Annotated in this window: 16 protein-coding genes; 5 read left to right on the top strand and 11 right to left on the bottom strand. The window is 38.0% G+C overall.

Annotation, left to right across the window (positions count from 1 at the left end):
- Position 1 precedes the first annotated feature (1 nt).
- Positions 2–529 (top strand): acyl-CoA thioesterase, encoded by a 528-nt coding sequence (locus B4N43_RS18010; RefSeq protein ID WP_046674180.1) that lies wholly within the window; start codon positions 2–4, stop codon positions 527–529.
- Between the two features lie 110 nt (positions 530–639).
- Here the strand turns inward: B4N43_RS18010 and B4N43_RS18005 are convergent, their stop codons facing one another.
- The 4 genes from B4N43_RS18005 to B4N43_RS17990 form a co-directional block, all read right to left on the bottom strand.
- Positions 640–1,047 (bottom strand): EVE domain-containing protein, encoded by a 408-nt coding sequence (locus B4N43_RS18005; protein ID WP_286735808.1) that lies wholly within the window; start codon positions 1,045–1,047, stop codon positions 640–642.
- 27 nt (positions 1,048–1,074) lie between these two features.
- Positions 1,075–1,425: a gliding motility protein GldC gene (gene gldC, locus B4N43_RS18000; RefSeq protein WP_088160288.1), complete on the bottom strand. Its 351-nt coding sequence runs from the start codon at positions 1,423–1,425 to the stop codon at positions 1,075–1,077.
- A gap of 104 nt (positions 1,426–1,529) precedes the next feature.
- Positions 1,530–1,775, bottom strand: coding sequence for a hypothetical protein (locus B4N43_RS17995; protein ID WP_075991115.1), 246 nt, complete (start codon positions 1,773–1,775; stop codon positions 1,530–1,532).
- 6 nt (positions 1,776–1,781) lie between these two features.
- A complete protein-coding gene (locus tag B4N43_RS17990) occupies positions 1,782–3,152 on the bottom strand; it encodes a DEAD/DEAH box helicase (RefSeq protein WP_075994642.1) in 1,371 nt (456 codons plus the stop codon).
- A 176-nt stretch (positions 3,153–3,328) separates the two neighbouring features.
- On the opposite strand from B4N43_RS17990, the gene B4N43_RS17985 reads away from it, so the two are divergent.
- Positions 3,329–5,467 (top strand): S46 family peptidase, encoded by a 2,139-nt coding sequence (locus B4N43_RS17985; RefSeq protein ID WP_286735807.1) that lies wholly within the window; start codon positions 3,329–3,331, stop codon positions 5,465–5,467.
- A gap of 118 nt (positions 5,468–5,585) precedes the next feature.
- Positions 5,586–5,765 carry a histone H1 gene (locus B4N43_RS17980; RefSeq protein ID WP_070562307.1) on the top strand — a complete coding sequence of 60 codons (180 nt, stop codon included), beginning with the start codon at positions 5,586–5,588 and terminating at the stop codon, positions 5,763–5,765.
- 59 nt (positions 5,766–5,824) lie between these two features.
- Here the strand turns inward: B4N43_RS17980 and B4N43_RS17975 are convergent, their stop codons facing one another.
- From B4N43_RS17975 to B4N43_RS17945, 7 genes are all read right to left on the bottom strand, one after another.
- On the bottom strand, positions 5,825–6,616 hold the full coding sequence (locus B4N43_RS17975; RefSeq protein WP_075991114.1) for a GLPGLI family protein: 792 nt from the start codon (positions 6,614–6,616) through the stop codon (positions 5,825–5,827).
- Between the two features lies 1 nt (position 6,617).
- Positions 6,618–9,335, bottom strand: coding sequence for an outer membrane beta-barrel protein (locus tag B4N43_RS17970; RefSeq protein WP_286735806.1), 2,718 nt, complete (start codon positions 9,333–9,335; stop codon positions 6,618–6,620).
- A 254-nt stretch (positions 9,336–9,589) separates the two neighbouring features.
- The gene (locus tag B4N43_RS17965) at positions 9,590–10,378 is read right to left on the bottom strand and encodes a GLPGLI family protein (protein ID WP_182330084.1); all 789 of its coding nucleotides are present in this window, start codon (positions 10,376–10,378) and stop codon (positions 9,590–9,592) included.
- 18 nt (positions 10,379–10,396) lie between these two features.
- Entirely contained in the window at positions 10,397–13,120 is a 2,724-nt protein-coding gene (locus tag B4N43_RS17960; protein WP_286735805.1) for an outer membrane beta-barrel protein, read from the bottom strand.
- Positions 13,121–13,303: 183 nt separating this feature from the next.
- Entirely contained in the window at positions 13,304–13,657 is a 354-nt protein-coding gene (locus tag B4N43_RS17955; protein WP_201666252.1) for a hypothetical protein, read from the bottom strand.
- The gene (locus B4N43_RS17950) at positions 13,650–14,201 is read right to left on the bottom strand and encodes an RNA polymerase sigma factor (RefSeq protein ID WP_088160282.1); all 552 of its coding nucleotides are present in this window, start codon (positions 14,199–14,201) and stop codon (positions 13,650–13,652) included. Before B4N43_RS17950 ends, B4N43_RS17955 begins: the two co-directional genes overlap by 8 nt.
- A 7-nt stretch (positions 14,202–14,208) precedes the next feature.
- Positions 14,209–14,523 (bottom strand): hypothetical protein, encoded by a 315-nt coding sequence (locus B4N43_RS17945; RefSeq protein WP_145327816.1) that lies wholly within the window; start codon positions 14,521–14,523, stop codon positions 14,209–14,211.
- Positions 14,524–14,630: 107 nt separating this feature from the next.
- Here B4N43_RS17945 and B4N43_RS17940 point away from each other — a divergent pair, with 107 nt between their 5' ends.
- Together B4N43_RS17940 and B4N43_RS17935 are read left to right on the top strand one after the other, a co-directional pair.
- Complete coding sequence (locus tag B4N43_RS17940) at positions 14,631–16,001, top strand: dipeptidase (RefSeq protein WP_286735837.1); 1,371 nt, start codon at positions 14,631–14,633, stop codon at positions 15,999–16,001.
- A gap of 61 nt (positions 16,002–16,062) precedes the next feature.
- Positions 16,063–16,965 carry a LysR family transcriptional regulator gene (locus tag B4N43_RS17935; RefSeq protein ID WP_075991106.1) on the top strand — a complete coding sequence of 301 codons (903 nt, stop codon included), beginning with the start codon at positions 16,063–16,065 and terminating at the stop codon, positions 16,963–16,965.
- Positions 16,966–17,034 lie beyond the last annotated feature (69 nt).

Genomic DNA, 17,034 nt, shown 5'->3' with positions numbered 1-17,034 from the left:
TATGATAGAGAAATTTGCGCGAGAGTCATACACTGAGATGAACGAATTGGTATTACCCAACGACACAAATACTTTTGGGAATTTGATGGGTGGCCGTTTATTGTATTGGATGGATATCTGTTCGGCTATTGCTGCTCAAAAACACTGCAGCAATGTCGTCGTAACAGTATCAGTCGACAATGTATCTTTTAAGCGCTCCATTAAACTTGGAGAGGTCGTCACGATACAAGCTCAGGTAACGCGTGCGTTTAATAGTTCTTTGGAGGTACGCATGGAAATTTTCGCTTCTAATTTACCGGAAGGCACCCGTGTAAAAACCAACGAAGCTTATTACACCTTTGTTGCTGTTGATGCGGATAACAATCCTAAAGCTGTGCCGGTATTAATTCCGGAAACAGATATAGAACACAAAGCTTACGAAGATGCATTACAACGAAGAGAACTGCGCCTTATTCTCGCGGGGAAATTAAAGCCTGAAAATGCAAAAAAATTAAAAGCGCTAGTCAGTCTTTTTAGCCAAAAGAACTAATGCTTGATGTGCATGACTTACATACCGTGTAAATAATCAAAAAGGGAAAACGATCGTTTTCCCTTTTTTAGTTATATCCCCATACACTGGGTTGATTTATTCGCGATAGCTTACGCGTTGCCAAGCGCTAAAATCCGATCAAATTCTTCTGGCTTCAATGGCATTACAGACAAACGTCCTTGTCTGACCAAAGCGATATCCTGCAACTGCTCATCAGCCTTAATGGTTTCCAACGTAACGGATTTCTTCAGTGTCTCTACAGGCGCCAGATCCACAACCACCCAACGCTCATCATCTGTTGTCGGATCTTGATAAAATTCCCTGACGACTTTGGCCACCCCCACAACTTCTTTTCCTTCATTGCTATGGTAGAACAGGACCAGATCCCCTTCTTTCATGGCTTTGATATTATTCCTAGCTTGATAATTACGAACGCCATCCCAAAATGTACGGCCATCTTTATTAAATTGTTCCCAGCTATATTTAAATGGTTCAGATTTTACTAAGAAGTATTGCATGGTCAAATTTCTGTTAAGCGTTAAAAACTATTGTTGTGGCATTAAAACTTCCATTTTATCTGCAAAATGCGCACAGTAATCACGCAAGTCGCCAATAACTTTTTCCGCCATCGGATCACCGCCTGAAGAACGGATAAAAGAGTCGCCCAATGTTTGCAGCGTTTCATAGAAAAAACGTTTCATCTCATCGTAGGGCATATCTTTAGTCCAAAGGTCGATACGCATTGAATTTTTATAATGTGAATCCCATAGGGCTAAAAACATCGCTTTTGCAGGTAATTCCTCCGCATTATTTCCATCTGTAGAAGACCACATGATATTTTCAGGCACGTTGTTTTCATCTAACTCTACCTGTAATTTTATTTCAGCTTTTTTCATTTTAATATTATTGAGCTATTTATATTGAGCTATGTTTTTTGAAACAGGAACTATATTTGCCATCGATTCACAACCTAACTCGTCTTTATTTTTAATTTTACCTCTTACCCAAAGGTTACTTTGACAATTAAACTGGTGACACAAACGACTACCAAAAATGCCAACTGTAATAACCACATTTTTTTATTTGGCTTTACAAAGACCCTAAATACAATATCAATGACGGTCAATATCAACAACAATAGGATAAATGCGCCCCAAGTAAATAAGGCCTTTTCGTCATTGGGGTTTTCCATAACAAACCAGGCAACAAGGCATGCACTAGCGATATTTAGTGGTGTAAAGCGCACAATAAATTAACGTTTTTTAAAATTGCGATTTGTTCCTCCCGATTTTCCGCCTGCAGACTTACTTTTACTTTTTGCTTTTGGTTTAAATCCGGAAGCTCGTTGTGCCTCCCGCACTTCTTTCTGTTTGATAACGTATTTTTTCTCGTGAAAAGCACCTTGGAAATCTGGATCATCTTTCCGCTTTTGATTATCAATCTCGCGCGCAATATCCTGTTTTTCATGAAAGGGTGTTTTCTCTATAAAGACATCCTCTGGTAGTGCGTAGACAGGGATACTTTGCTTGATCAATTTTTCGATTTTGCGAACATAATATTTCTCGGCATCATTACAGAACGTAATAGCATCCCCCTCATTGAAAGCTCGCCCGGTACGTCCAATACGATGCACATAATCTTCTATAACAATAGGTACTTCAAAGTTGATCACATGGCTTACATTAGAAACGTCAAGCCCTCGCGCCGCCACATCCGTTGCGACCAAAATACGAATATTCCCTTCCTTAAAGGCATTGATGGAGTTGATACGTGTATTCTGACCTTTATTGGCATGAATAACACGAACCTCATCTTTACCGTATTTACGTTCCAAAAAGTGGAAGACATTATCTGCTACCTGCTTTGTTTTACAGAAAACAATCAGTCGACTAAACGCTTCATCATCTTTCAAGAGATGTTGAAGTAAATTCAATTTTGTCTTTTGGTTGGGAACAACATATAGCGCCTGACTTACCGTCTTGGCTGGTGTAGCTTGTTCGGACACCTCAATAATGGTCGGAAACGCTAAGAAATCACCTGCAATTTTGCGAACAAGCTCACTCATTGTTGCTGAGAACAATAAGTTCTGACGTTTGCGTGGCACAATTTCAAGTACACGATGGATCTTACTAATAAAACCCATATCCATCATCTTATCGGCCTCATCCAAGACCAAAAATTTGAGTGATTTGACAACAATGTGCCCTTCGAGGTACAAGTCTAAAAATCGACCCGGAGTTGCCACGATAATATCCACTCCTTTTTCGAGTTCTTCTATCTGAGTTTTTGGTCCTAATCCACCATAAAGTACCACTGAACGCAAATCAAGGTAAGTAGAAAACAACTTAATATTTTCTTCGATCTGCATGGCCAATTCTCTCGTTGGTGTCAAAATCAACGCACGCGCATCATTTCCCTGAGCATATTTTAGCTTCATCAGCATCGGCAAAACGAATGCCGCTGTTTTTCCAGTTCCCGTCTGAGCGATTCCCATCACATCCTGCCCGGCCAATATTGGAGTAATTGCCTTTTCTTGGATCTCTGTCGGTTGTTGATACCCCGCCTCCGCTATCGCATTTAAGATCTGTTTATTGAATTTAAAATTTTCAAATGATTGCTGCATCTTGCAAAGATAAGGAAAAGAGTCCATTTGACTTTCCTTGACAACCAATACGGTACACATTTACTTTCAATTGACATAAAAATTGGTAAAAAGCATATTATAAAGTCTAATATTTTGGTTTTTAAGAGAATTAAAGCATTTTTGTAGGGTATAAACAAACTTTTTATCAGGTTGATATGAAAAAATTATGGATGTGTTTGTTGTTCATCACAACAAGCTTTGCTGCATTTGCCGATGAGGGAATGTGGTTTTTAATGTATCTAAAGCGTCTGAATGAGTCAGATATGCAGAAAAAAGGGCTTCGCTTAAGTGCCGAAGAAATCTACAGCATTAACCACTCTAGCTTAAAAGATGCAATCGTACAATTCAATGGTGGCTGTACTGCTGAGATCGTTTCTGATCAAGGCTTGGTATTCACCAACCACCATTGTGGATATGGTGCTATTGCTGAACTTTCTACACCAGAAAATGATCATTTAACAAATGGTTTCTGGGCCAAATCAAAAAATGAAGAGTTAAAGCCTAAATCTTTGTCAGTTCGCTTTTTTGTACGCATGGATGATGTTTCAAAACGCATCTTAGGTTTGGTCAACAACAAAATGGCTGAAGATGAACGAAAAAAAATCATTGCTGCTGAAATTGCCAAAATTCAAAAAGAGAATAGCGAAAATGGTAAGTATGTAGTTGAAGTAAAATCATTCTACCAAGGCAATGAGTATTATTATTTTGTATACCAAGATTACAATGATGTCCGTTTGGTGGGAACACCCCCAAATAGCATTGGAAAATTTGGCGGTGATACGGATAACTGGGAATGGCCTCGTCATACCGGAGATTTCTCAATTTTCCGAGTTTACGCCGATAAAAATGGTAATCCAGCAGAGTATGCACAAGATAATGTCCCTTTGAAACCTAAACATTTCCTACCTGTCAGCTTAAAAGGTGTTCAAGAAGGAGATTTCGCGATGATCTTAGGCTATCCTGGTCGTACCAATCGCTGGATGCCCGCTGGGGGAATCAATCAGAATGTTAAATTCGCTTATCCAGCTTGGGTGGAAGCTTCTAAAACAGGTATGGATGCCATGAAAAAATTCATGGATCAAGACCAAGCTGTAAAATTGAACTACGCTTCAAAATACTCTCAGGTAGCAAATTACTGGAAAAACCGTCAAGGAATGATTGATGCTTTGACATTACATAAAACTGCGGAATCTAAAGCAAAAGACGAAGCTAAATTTGACAAATGGGCAAATAAAGCCGCAAACAAAGCAGAATACGGTGATGTAATCAAAACAATCAACGAATTTTATGCTTCGACAAACGAGAAAGCTAGACATGACAACTATTTAATGGGCATGTTGCGTTCTAGTGCAATTGCAGCTTTACCGAACACAATTGGATCAGGTTTAGAAGTATATACTGCTGGAGATGAAGCAAGAAGAAACGCTATTCTTCCTCGTTTAAAATCCGCCATCGATGCAGGTTATGAAAAAATTTACATGCCGCTTGAAGAGCAAGTTTTGATTGACGAATTGAATCTTTATGCTAAAAAAGCAGGAAATATTGCACCATATATTGCAGAATTGGCTGCTAAAAATAATGGTGACTTTACGGCTTATGTCAAAGAATCTGTGAAGAACAGCATCTTCGCTTCTGCTGAGCGTTTGAACAATTACCTGGAGAACCCTAACGCTGAAATTTTAGCCAATGACCCATTGTATAAACTTTCTTCCGCCTTACTTAACAGATACCGTCAAGTAGATCCTAGCTGGAAAACACAAGACGACAAATTTGAAGGTGCTTATCGTAAATATGTCGCTGGGGTATTAGCTTCGAATCCAAAAGGTAAATTCTATCCAGATGCGAACAGTACGTTACGTTTAACTTACGGTTCGATCAAAGGCCTACCACAAGATCCCCGTAATGACGCCGACAAAAACTTTTACACGACGTTAAAAGGCACTATTGCGAAGTACAAAAAAGGCGACGAAGAGTTTGATTTACCACAACGTTTGATGGATCTGTACAATAATAAGGACTATGGTCGTTATGCCGACAAGAAAGGATATTTACCAGTAAACTTCCTAAGTGACAACGACATAACAGGCGGAAACTCAGGTTCACCAGTAATAAATGGCAACGGCGAATTAATTGGCCTAGCTTTTGATGGTAATATTGAAGCTATGGCTGGTGACGTGATCTTCGACCATAAGCTACAACGTACAATTTCAGTTGATATCCGTTATGTATTATTTATCATCGATAAATTTGCAGGAGCAACCAACATTATTGACGAACTTAAGATTGTTGAATAGTTTTTTTTAAGCTTTTTCGATAAAAAAAAACGAAATTTATTTTCTATTTGATTCGTTTTTGTATATTTAAGGAGTGTTTAGGAAAAACCATAAAAACTAAAATTATAATTATAAAAAAATGGAAAACTACGTAAAATTAAAAGAGTTAGTAGCTTCTATCGAAGCTGATGCAGACAAGTTCTTCAACAATGGTAATTCTGCAGCTGGTACACGTGTACGTAAAGGATTACAAGAAATCAAAACCTTAGCACAAGAACTTCGTAACGAAGTTACTGCTAAGAAAAACGACGGAAAATAGTTTTTTCGAAGTTAAACATAAAAAAGGCCTTTCAAATGAAAGGCCTTTTTTGTTGGTTTTTACAGAAATGTACAGGCTATCACCAAATTATAAATCTTAATACCCAGGTAATCACCGAAAGAGGCCTTCAGTTTATCATAAACCTGCTGCCTGGTCAAGGGTTTATCTTTCTTCTTTAACAGGGTAGCCGATGAAGGGTTTACGGCTCCCAACTCCACCTTCGTTGCAAACATATTGTAATGCAGCTCTGGAACAGCCAAACCAAGAATCATCCCCGGTAGTCCATTAAAGGCCGAAGGACCTCCCGAAACAGGAATTTGATCCGTATAAAAAGCAACGGCATAGATGGAATCCAATACAAGTCCATTGGCCCTACGGCAGGGGTAACCTGCGATTTCACGGTATTCATTCGTGATTTTCCACTTGATCTTTAATGTCGAATCTGTCACGACAACCCGTTCCCCGCCTAACTCAAAGACAGAATTAAATGCTTTACTTTTCAAATTTTGGTAGCCACTTATTCCTGACTCAAAAATCCCAGACCGCATCAGCCCGCTAACAACATCCGAATATTCTTCAGCAATATGCTCATAGAGGACCTCATCATTAGAAAATGTCAGTTTCTTTTTTAACACCTGGTTTTCGGGAATCTGCCCGATCATTTCTTTGATGGAGTTACGTGTATCCTCGTCTTTTGCATAGGTTGCATAGCGTTTGAGCAGGTTTTTAAGAAACACGGTTTTGTCATAAGTAATTGTTCCTTGCGTAGGAAAATAAGCATATTGTCCAAAAGCTGTGGTTCCCCAGAAAAAGAACAGCAATAGGGCGAGTAAATTTTTGATATCTTTCATTTTATTTCGATTTTACGAGCATTTTATTTATTTCCCAAGTGAGCTTAACCATATAATATCTGCTGATTGTGTTGTATCGGCGTTCGGTCAGTAGTGTCCCGTTTTGACTTCTGTCAAAACCCACATTCTGTTTGAGGAGGTCATTAACCATAAAGGTCAATTCCAACTTTTCATCTTTTCGGAATTTTTTCGATAATGCAGGGCTCAGCACAAATCGTTCAAATTTTTTACTGTACACCGCCGTAGGAGCCTGATAATTATAGCTAAAATCTGCCCGCACAATAAATTTAGCCGGAAGAAAGTACTTTAGGTTTCCTTCAGATGAAAACGTAAATCCCTTACTATCTTCCATTGCACCAATGGAATTGTCTTGTATAAGATAGCCTGGAGACAATTCAATACCAAAGTCCAAGCCTTTCGTTGTCGATCGCTGTAGACTATAATTGAATCCATAACGCTGCACTTTGGCATTCGCCAAAACAGTATTGACATAGTTATAATTGTTGCTGAAAGATACCGATGGACCGCCTCCATGTCTCAATTGAATTTTTTTCCATAATTTGCCGTAATACATTGGCCTGATACTAATTTGATTGTTGCTATTATGATTCAAATTTCCCCAAACAAATGTAGTCTTACCCAGTGAATCAATCGTTGTATTTTGCACCAAAGCATTGTTTGTACGTGATGCACTTAAAAATATACCTATAAACTTATCTTCCAATACGGAATACGTTCTAAAGCTTAGATTCAGATTATTGGTGTAGGATGGTTTCAAATTTTCGTTACCTAGATATTCATTCAAAGGGTCCAAATTCGACCGGAGTGGCTGGATCTGATTTAAAGAGGGCAAACCATTGGTACCCTGATATTCCAAATTGATCGATTTATTTTTCTGTATTTCATAATTAACATCAACCAGCGGATTATACACAAAAAATGATCGTGAGAGTCTCGAATTCTCCATGCGGTTTAATTGCGACAGATTACTGTTCTCGAACTTATTCGAGACATTGACCACCAGCTTTTCCAGGGGCTTGTAATTAATTGCGAAATTATAGGTGTTTTTTATCGTTTTATATAAGAAATCATTGCTATACAAACTATCTAGTCTATCAAAAGTACCGGTATTCTGATTTTTATCGAAAGACCTAACTGCGTTGTTATTTCTGTTGAGATTCAATCCATATTCGAAAGAAAGGATAATCTTTTTTGAAATCGGTTCGGAATAAGCAAATTCACCCCCCGTGGAAAAAGAGCTATTTTTCACAAATTTCTTCTGGTCGAGAGTCGAATCTCTTTCAGCATTCCCTTCTTTGTAAAATCTAAGTTTAGAAAACAAATCTTGCTCGCCATCCTGTTTATTGCCCGATGTAAAATAGTTGAATGATAACGAACGGCCTTTCTTTTTAAAACGTCTTACATAGAGTGCCGAGGCATTATACTGTTCTGACCTAGAATCGTTCTTAAACTTTCGCATGTTATCGTTGATCTTTTGATCAAATTGATTTACAGTAGTTGATTGTGTCTCTGAAGAACTATGATCATGTCTTTTGTTTGCACCTGCCCAAACCGTTAAATCCGACATGGAATCGACCTTAAATTCATATTTCAAACCAATATTATGCTTTCTGTTCTCATTTGAAGCCAATGTGCTGCTATTGCTAGTCAATATCGTGTCGCGTGCCGCATTGCGCGTAAACACGCTGCGATCCAGATCAACATCGGATCGGATATGCTTATAGTCGATTCGCCAAGCATGCTTTTTGTTAGCGGTTTTATCTGAATATAGAAATCCCGTATTCAAGGACTTAGGAATACCTTCACCATTAAAATTATCGCCTCTATCGTAATCACCCCCCATGCTTGATACCTCCTCATAACTGAGTCCGCTCTTGCCGGTATTACTTGCAATCAAATAAGCCGAAGCTTTAAACGATTGATTAAAATAGTTCAAAAAGCCCTGTCCAGCGTAGAATTTATCACTACCTCCACCAACATCCACTTTGCCGAATATTCCGCGTCTAGCTTCCTCTTTTAACTTCACGTTGATTGTCTGTGTACGTTCACCATCATCAATCCCTGTTTTCTCAGCCTTATCAGACTTCTTTTCATAGACCTGAATTTTATCAACCATATCAGAACGAATATTCCGGCTTACTAAAATAGGATCGTCACCAAAGAACTCCTCCCCGTCAACAAGCATTTTCTTCACTGTTTTTCCTTGGGCAGTAATTTTTCCAGAGGCATCGACGGTAATCCCAGGTAAGACTTTCAACAAATCTTCAACTTTGGCGTTTTTTTCCACTTTAAAACTTCCTGCATCATATTCCGTTGTATCGCCCTTGATACTAATGGGCACCCGTCCCATAACAATGACTTCCTCCAGCAAGGTTGCGCTGCTGGTCATTCCAATAGACATGTTATTGTAATGCTGCCCTGGCAAGATCTCCGCGTAATATTCACCATACTTCGGATAGGTTACAATGATAAAATATTGTCCAGTATCAGGCCGCTCAAGAGAGAACTTACCATTTTCATCCGAACGGGCAAAATTGGTCAAAATGGAATCTTTAGCTGTTAACAACATAATTGTTGCATTATGCAGCTTAAGCTGATCTTTTACATCAGTGATTTTTCCTTCAATACGGGATTGAGCATGAACTATTCCGCAGAAACAGAATAAAATAAGTAAAAGTAGTTGCCCCACTCTTTTCATAATATAGTTTTGGATAGTATATAATTATATAAATAATAAAATTCGTGCACAAAACTAATATTTTGTTTCAGTTAATTTTAGTTTATCTCAAAAAAAATACAAGTAATAAAAAGATATTAAAAAAATAAAACAAACCATTGATTAACAACATAATACAAATTAAAAATCATAAAAAAAGCTCTTCAAAAGAAGAGCTTTTTTATCTAAACAGTTAGAAATACACAACATATTATTTAAACAGCATGCTGTGATCTTTATAAATTGCCAAGTTCCATAATAAATTGAACAGTTTCTTTATTCATATGTTGAGACAGCACACCTGTAATCTGATCTGTCATGGCTTTTCTTGTCATTCGTTTTACCTTCGTATTCTCAAATTTCTTTTTGTCCATCACAACTGTGTTGCTGAGTTCAACTTTTGTTGCAAAATAGGAAACGTGCTGACTAGGTACGACCAAGCCTAAAATCATTCCCGGAAGACCATTGATGGACTCTGGACCGCCACTGATAGGAATTTCATTGCAGTAGTATCCAATGACATAAATGGAATCCGGTGTAATACCATTGGCTCTTCTGCAATTGTAGCCAGCGATCTCACGGTATTCATCTGTGATTTTCCATTTGATACGCTTCATGGAATCCTGAACGATGATTTTTTCACCTACGATATCGTTGTATCTCAAAAAGGATCGGTTGGACATATTTGAAAGTGTTGCTGCATCAAAGTCTAGCGCAAGCATCATAATATACTGCTTAATCTCTGCATCCAGGCTCTCGTCTTTTACCGACTCGAACAAAGTCTCCGTGGTATTGAATTTCATTGACTTCTTTAACACGGCACTTTCTGGTAATCTCGGTATTATACGCTCAAAAAACTGTTTTGAGTTATCATCGGCCTTAGCGATGAATTTTTTACTTACGATATTCTTCATATACATCGTCTTATCGTAGGAAATAGTTCCCGATCGACCAAACAACGTATACTGTGCTTTAAGACCTAAGGCTGAACAACAGAAGAAGATAAAAAAGATATATTTTAACATTGTATTTCGCTTAATATTTTATAAAAACATTTTTGTAAAATCCCATGATAGTTTAAGCATATAATATCTGCGTATCGTATCATATCGGCGTTGGGTAAAGACAGAAGTCGATGCCGAGCGACTAAAGCCTTTGTTCTGGTTAAGAACATCGTTGATCATAAAATCCAACACCAACGATTCATTTTTCAGGAATTTCTTGCTTACACCCGGATGCAACAAAAACTGCTCAAACTTCTCATCAAAAGCTTTGGTGGCCGCCTCGTAGGAGTAGGTATAATTGGTATAAACCTTAAATGTTTTGTTGAAAAAATACTCCACACTTCCGTTGGAAGCGAAAACAAAACCATTACTGTTGGTATTGCGCTCCAAACTTGATTTCATCAAACGATATTGCGGACTAAAGTTCAGGTCAAAATTTAAACCTGTCTTGGTATCTCTCTTGAAATTATACGTAAAATTAAAGTTCGTCGTATTTACTTTATTCAATTGGTGATTGAACATATTATAATTATCACTCATATTCACATAAAACTGTGGCGAGTTGGACAGGCCAAGTTTTTTGCTCAGCTTGAAATAAACTCCAGACCATACGTTCAGGGAAGTATTTGTCTTACCATCAACATTATTCCAAGTATATGTATTAATCCCTTTTAGGGTATCAATATTCTGCGTAATCGGGTTCTTTTCGGTAGAAATATTACCACCGACATAAACATAGTTTCCGGTCAACACACGGAACGAATTATAATTCAGATTTAATGAGTTTCTAAATGATGGTTTTAAGTTTTCATTTCCCAAATAGCGATTAATCTGGTCTGAGTTATCCAAGATCGGTTGGATCTGGCTTAAAGAAGGCAATTGATTTTTACCGGTATAGTTCATCCATAACCCCTTAGTTTTTGTAAAGGAATAACCTGCACTTACATTTGGATTATACGTAAAGTAACTTCTTGTAATCCCCTCGCTTGTATAGTTATTGAACTGTTTCAATTTGTCATTATTGAAATTATTAGCCACAGTGAACTTAAATTTTTCAGTTGTATGAACAACAGCCAATTTGTACCTATTGCTGCTTCTATCAAAATCATAGTTATTACTGAAACGCCGATCCAATTGCGTATAATTTCCGGCTCCAGCACTATTGAAAGACTCCACGATGGAACTACTATTACTTTGCTCAATTCCTGTTCCCACAACAAGGTTCCAAATTTTGGATAAAGGTTCGGTATAGGAAATTGAAGCGCTTAACACGTCACTGGTATTGTTACGCACCTTACTTTGATCTGTAGTTGAGTCTGTTTTTAAGCTATAATTTCTCAGGTCGGAATTTAAATGTCCAGTACCTTTCATCTCATTTCTTTTCCATTGACCATCGAATGTAAAAGAACGTCCTTTTTTCTTGAATTTGTGCGTAAAATAAGTGCTAAAATTGAACTCGTTGATATTATTTTTCACCAATTCTCGCGTATTCTCAGCAATAGTTGTATCTGCATTTTGGCCAAACTGATAAGCTTCACGCTTGTTATCTGACCAGAGATTCTTTCTTGATGCCCCGCCTCGTATGGTTAAGAGATTTAACGAATCTAATTTCAGGTCATATTTCAGATTGGCACGATGCTGGTCATTTTCAGAATCTACATTCTTCACTGATTTGTTATTGATCAAACCAGTTGTAATCGTTTCATCATTTCCATCGCTGCTCAATCTTCCGTATTTATAGTTAATGTTGACTGTATGTTTATCCTTATCAAATTTATCCGAGAAGTTAACGCCCGAATTTATGGCCTTAGGTACACCAATAACTCCTTGTCCAGAAAAAGGATCCGTAAAATTAGACCAGCTCATCGATCCGTCATCACCATAGGAAACACCTGAATCACCACCATACTTTTGTGCATCCTGCCAGTTCATGCTCGTGGTACCATTATTACCGAAAAGCCCATAAACTGATATTTTCTGCGATCCCTTAAACTTGTTCAACATCAATTGCCCCATATAGTAGTCGTCGGTTCCACCGCCAAGAAGCGCTTTTCCGAACATGCCATTTTTAGAGCCTTCTTTTAGCTTTACATTGATCGTTTGCTCACGCTGACCGTCATCCACTCCTGTTCGCTCTGCCTGCTCGGATTTTTTCTCGTATACCTGAACTTTATCCACCATATCCGATCGGATATTTCGTGTCACCAGTGTCGGATCATCACCGAAAAATTCCTCACCGTCTACCAATACTTTTTTGACTGTTTTACCTTGTGCAGTAATCTTTCCAGATGCATCAACCGTGATGCCAGGCAAAGCTTTCAACAGGTCTTCAACCTTGGCATTCTTCTCAACTTTAAAACTGCCGGCATCATATTCTGTGGTATCACCTTTAATTGTGATTGGGATGCGTCCAGTAACGATGACTTCTTGTAATAATGTGGCTGTATTTGTTAGACCAATAGCCAATTTGGAGTAATCCACACCAGATTGAATCTCCGTATAAAAATCGCCATACTTGGGATAACTCACAATCAGCACGTAAGCTCCTGTATCAGGCTTGGCTAAGGAAAACAGACCATTTTCGTCAGATCTCGTAAAGCCTGTTAATATGGAATCTTTAGCGGTCAACAGCATAACTGTTGCATCTGATAACTTTAGTTGGTCCTTTACATCACCTATTTTTCCAGCAATCTTGGATTGGCCCAAAGCCAAACCAGGAATAGCAAAAATGAAAAATAAGAGAATTTGTAAAACTCTTTTCATAAAATTGTTGGATAGTAAATTAATATCAATATAACATTAGTAGATAAAACCAATGTTTTGTTACAGTAAATTTAATTTTATTTCTTAAAAAATGGATTTTGGTTCATAGTTCCCCTTTCGAGCAAAATAAGAGGTCCTTTTTACAGCAGCTCAGATCCGATGTATTCATACAAAAGATCTTCACTATACCTGATAATGCCTCTTTTGTTGCATATTGATCAAACGCCACAACTGAAGACAGAAAAAGCATATCAAAACAGCAAAAGATAACTGGCCACCAATCTCACTATAATTTTTAAGATCTGGGGCAATGTCTGCAACTTGAATTTTGGCCATCAGATAATTATTGAACATCATGCCACAAACAGTCCCAAGAAGAAAAAATGTAATCGCATACTTTTTATTTGACAGGGCTTTCTCTTTATCTTTCTCGAGCGCAGCAATACCGTTCATGATACGTTGTTCAAAATCATCAAATGGCATTTCTATTTTACTCATTTGCATAACTTTCTTGAATTTTTCCTGTTCCTTATCCATAATACTCCGCTTTTTTAATTAACTGACTTAAAATGATCTGCATATTTTTACGGGCCCGGTGCAAGATCACTTTGGTATTCGCTAATGTCCAGCCCATAATCTCTTTAATTTCATCCATCGACTGTTCTTCGAGATAGAACAACCGTAATGCAACAGACTCGCGAGCGGGCAGAATAGTGAGTGCATCGTTGATCATTTCTTTTCTTTCGTGGTCGATTATTTCATCCAATACGGAATCTTCATGCGACATGTCATGGTGGGATAGATCAAAATTGACCAACTCCAGTTTCTTATGACGAATAGCATTAAAAGCAACATGAACAACAATTCGGTAAAACCAGGTACTAAATTTCGATTTCCCTTTAAAGGAAGACAGCGATTGATAGCATTTTATAAATGCATCCTGAACGGCATCTTCTGCCAAATGCTCTTCCTTTACAATAGAAAGAGCGACAGAAAATGCCATATCCTTATACGTTTTTATAAAATAACGATAGGATTCCACATCGCCTGATAGAACTTTTCGAATATAGATTTCATCCATTGGCGGGTTAAATATCGCGTTTTTTATCCAATCGGTTAGCAATTATCATTGCAACACCCGCAGAAATAATCAAAATTGCGACGGCAAGTGAATCTGGCAAATCAGTATTCATGTAGTTGTCCAAAATTCCCACAATGAATAATCCTATTCCTATACCAAGTACCAAAATCCCGGGCTTTTGCCAATCTAGTGACTCTCTTTTCTTATTTTCACCTGGAATCTGTACAGCCACGCTCCGATACCGCATAATAAAATAAACACACAACGTGATACATGTAAATAGTCCGATTCCTAAAATGGCCCCTACTGATTGCTTTTCCATAATTATTTGAATTAGTTTTTACATTAGTCGCAGCCTTTCCCGAAAAGGTTACAACAAATTGAGTTAAATGTCTCGATTTGTGTAAATTTGTTTCAAACACAAACAATATGCAAAACATTAAAGAATATGTAGAAGCAAACAAGCAACGTTTTTTGGATGAGTTGTTTGATTTATTGCGTTTACCATCAGTAAGTGCCGATCCTAAATTTAAAGGAGATGTTGAAAAAACTGCTGAATTTGTTGCTCAGAAATTGCGTGAAGCCGGAGCCGACAATGTAGAAGTTTGTCCTACCGCTGGTAATCCAATCGTTTATGGAGAAAAAATTATCGATCCGGCACTTCCTACAGTGTTGACATATGGTCATTACGACGTACAACCTGCTGATCCATACGAATTGTGGGATACCCCTCCTTTCGAACCGACGGTCCGTGATGGCAAAATATACGCACGCGGTTCTGCTGATGATAAAGGTCAGTTTTATATGCATGTAAAAGCCTTCGAATACATGATTAAAAATGATGCATTAGCATGCAACATCAAATTTATGATTGAGGGTGAAGAGGAAGTGGGCTCAGTAAATTTGGGTACATTTGTTAGAGAAAATACTGAAAGACTGAAAGCTGATGTTATTGTTATTTCCGATACATCGATGATCAGCATGGCTCAACCATCGTTAGAAACTGGCTTACGTGGACTTTCGTATGTTGAAGTTGAAGTTACAGGGCCTAATAGAGATTTACACTCTGGCGTATATGGTGGAGCAGTAGCCAATCCGGCGACGATATTAGCAAAACTGATTGCATCATTACATGACGAAAACAATCATATCGCTATCCCTGGATTTTATGATGATGTTGTCGAATTGACGGCTGAAGAACGTAAAGCATTAAATGAAGCACCTTTTGACATTGAAGAATACAAAACTGACCTGGGTATCCAAAATATCTGGGGAGAAAAGGGTTTCACAACATTAGAACGCACCGGTATTCGCCCAACCTTAGAAGTAAACGGTATTTGGGGTGGTTATATCGGTGAAGGCGCCAAAACGGTATTGCCTTCAAAAGCGAATGCAAAAATTTCAATGCGTCTTGTACCAAACCAAAACTCTCACCGTATTACGGAGCTTTTCAAAAAACATTTTGAATCTATTGCACCAGACTATGTGAAAGTAGAAGTTAAACCTCATCATGGTGGTGAACCTGTCGTCACACCGACCGACAGTGTTGCTTACAAAGCGGCAGAAAAAGCCCTACATGACACCTTTGGTGTTAAGCCTATCCCAACGCGTGGTGGTGGTTCAATTCCAATCGTCGCTCTTTTTGAAGAAGTATTGGGTTTAAAGACTGTACTCCTAGGCTTCGGACTAGATAGTGACAACCTACACTCTCCAAATGAAAAGTATGGTATTGAGAATTACCTTATGGGAATATCAACAATTCCTTTATTTCATAAATATTACGCGGAACTAAGCAAATAATTTAGTTTTTCATTAGATAAAGGGTTATTTTTAAATTTTAGAAATAACCCTTTATCGTTTTATGGATTTTGATTTTCGTTTAATTGTATTTTACACTGCGGCTCAGCACCTTAATTTCACCAAAACGGCTTCGGCCCTTTTCATCTCACAACCAGCCGTAAGCAAAAACATCCAAGAACTAGAGAAGAAACTTGGCGTACCACTCTTCGAAAGAAAGGGCAACAATCTTAATTTAACTGATTCAGGTCAGATTCTCTATAAATATGCCCAACAGATTATCAATCTGTATAACCAGGCGGGCCAAGAAATACAGGAATTGCAGGAAGGGCGAAAAGGAAATCTGGTCTTAGGAGCCAGCACAACCATTTCCCAATATGTTTTACCTGCGCTGCTTGCCGATTTTCTATCCCAATATCCCAACAACCGCATCCAGTCTTTTCAATCCAATAGCCGCAGTATTGAGGAACAGCTTATCGACAAAACATTGGATTTAGGTATCACGGAGGGGTCTACCGACAACCGGGCGCTGAAATACATTCCTTTTATGAAGGATGAGTTAGTTTTGGTCACAAATAGCCAAAACCCACTATTAGCTCAATTAAAAAATCCAATACTATCCGATATCACGCGCTTACCTTTGGTACTACGTGAGCAGGGATCGGGTACACGAACAATTATTGAGAATGCACTAAAAGATAAAAGCATTAATCTATCCGAAGTACAGATAGAAATGATCTTGCCTTCAACAGAGAGTATCAAAGGCTACCTTGCTCGTCGCAACAGCTTTGCTTTTTTATCTATTCATACGGTGCAAAAAGAAGTGTTAAATAATCTATTGACCATTGTTGATATTCCACAATTGACAATAGAACGTTATTTCTATTTTACCCATTTATATGGAGGACTTGCCGGTACGCCCAACCAGTTTTTGCAATTCTGTCTGCGGCAAAACTTCAAGTTATAACCAAATGTTATATCTCATAAATAAACTTCGTTTTAATTCCAGATTTGAGGCGGCTAGATTTGTACAAAT

Source organism: Sphingobacterium sp. UBA1897 (assembly GCF_002337775.1).
In the GTDB taxonomy this organism is placed as follows: Bacteria; Bacteroidota; Bacteroidia; order Sphingobacteriales; family Sphingobacteriaceae; genus Sphingobacterium; species Sphingobacterium siyangense.
This window is presented reverse-complemented; position numbering and strand designations above follow the sequence as displayed.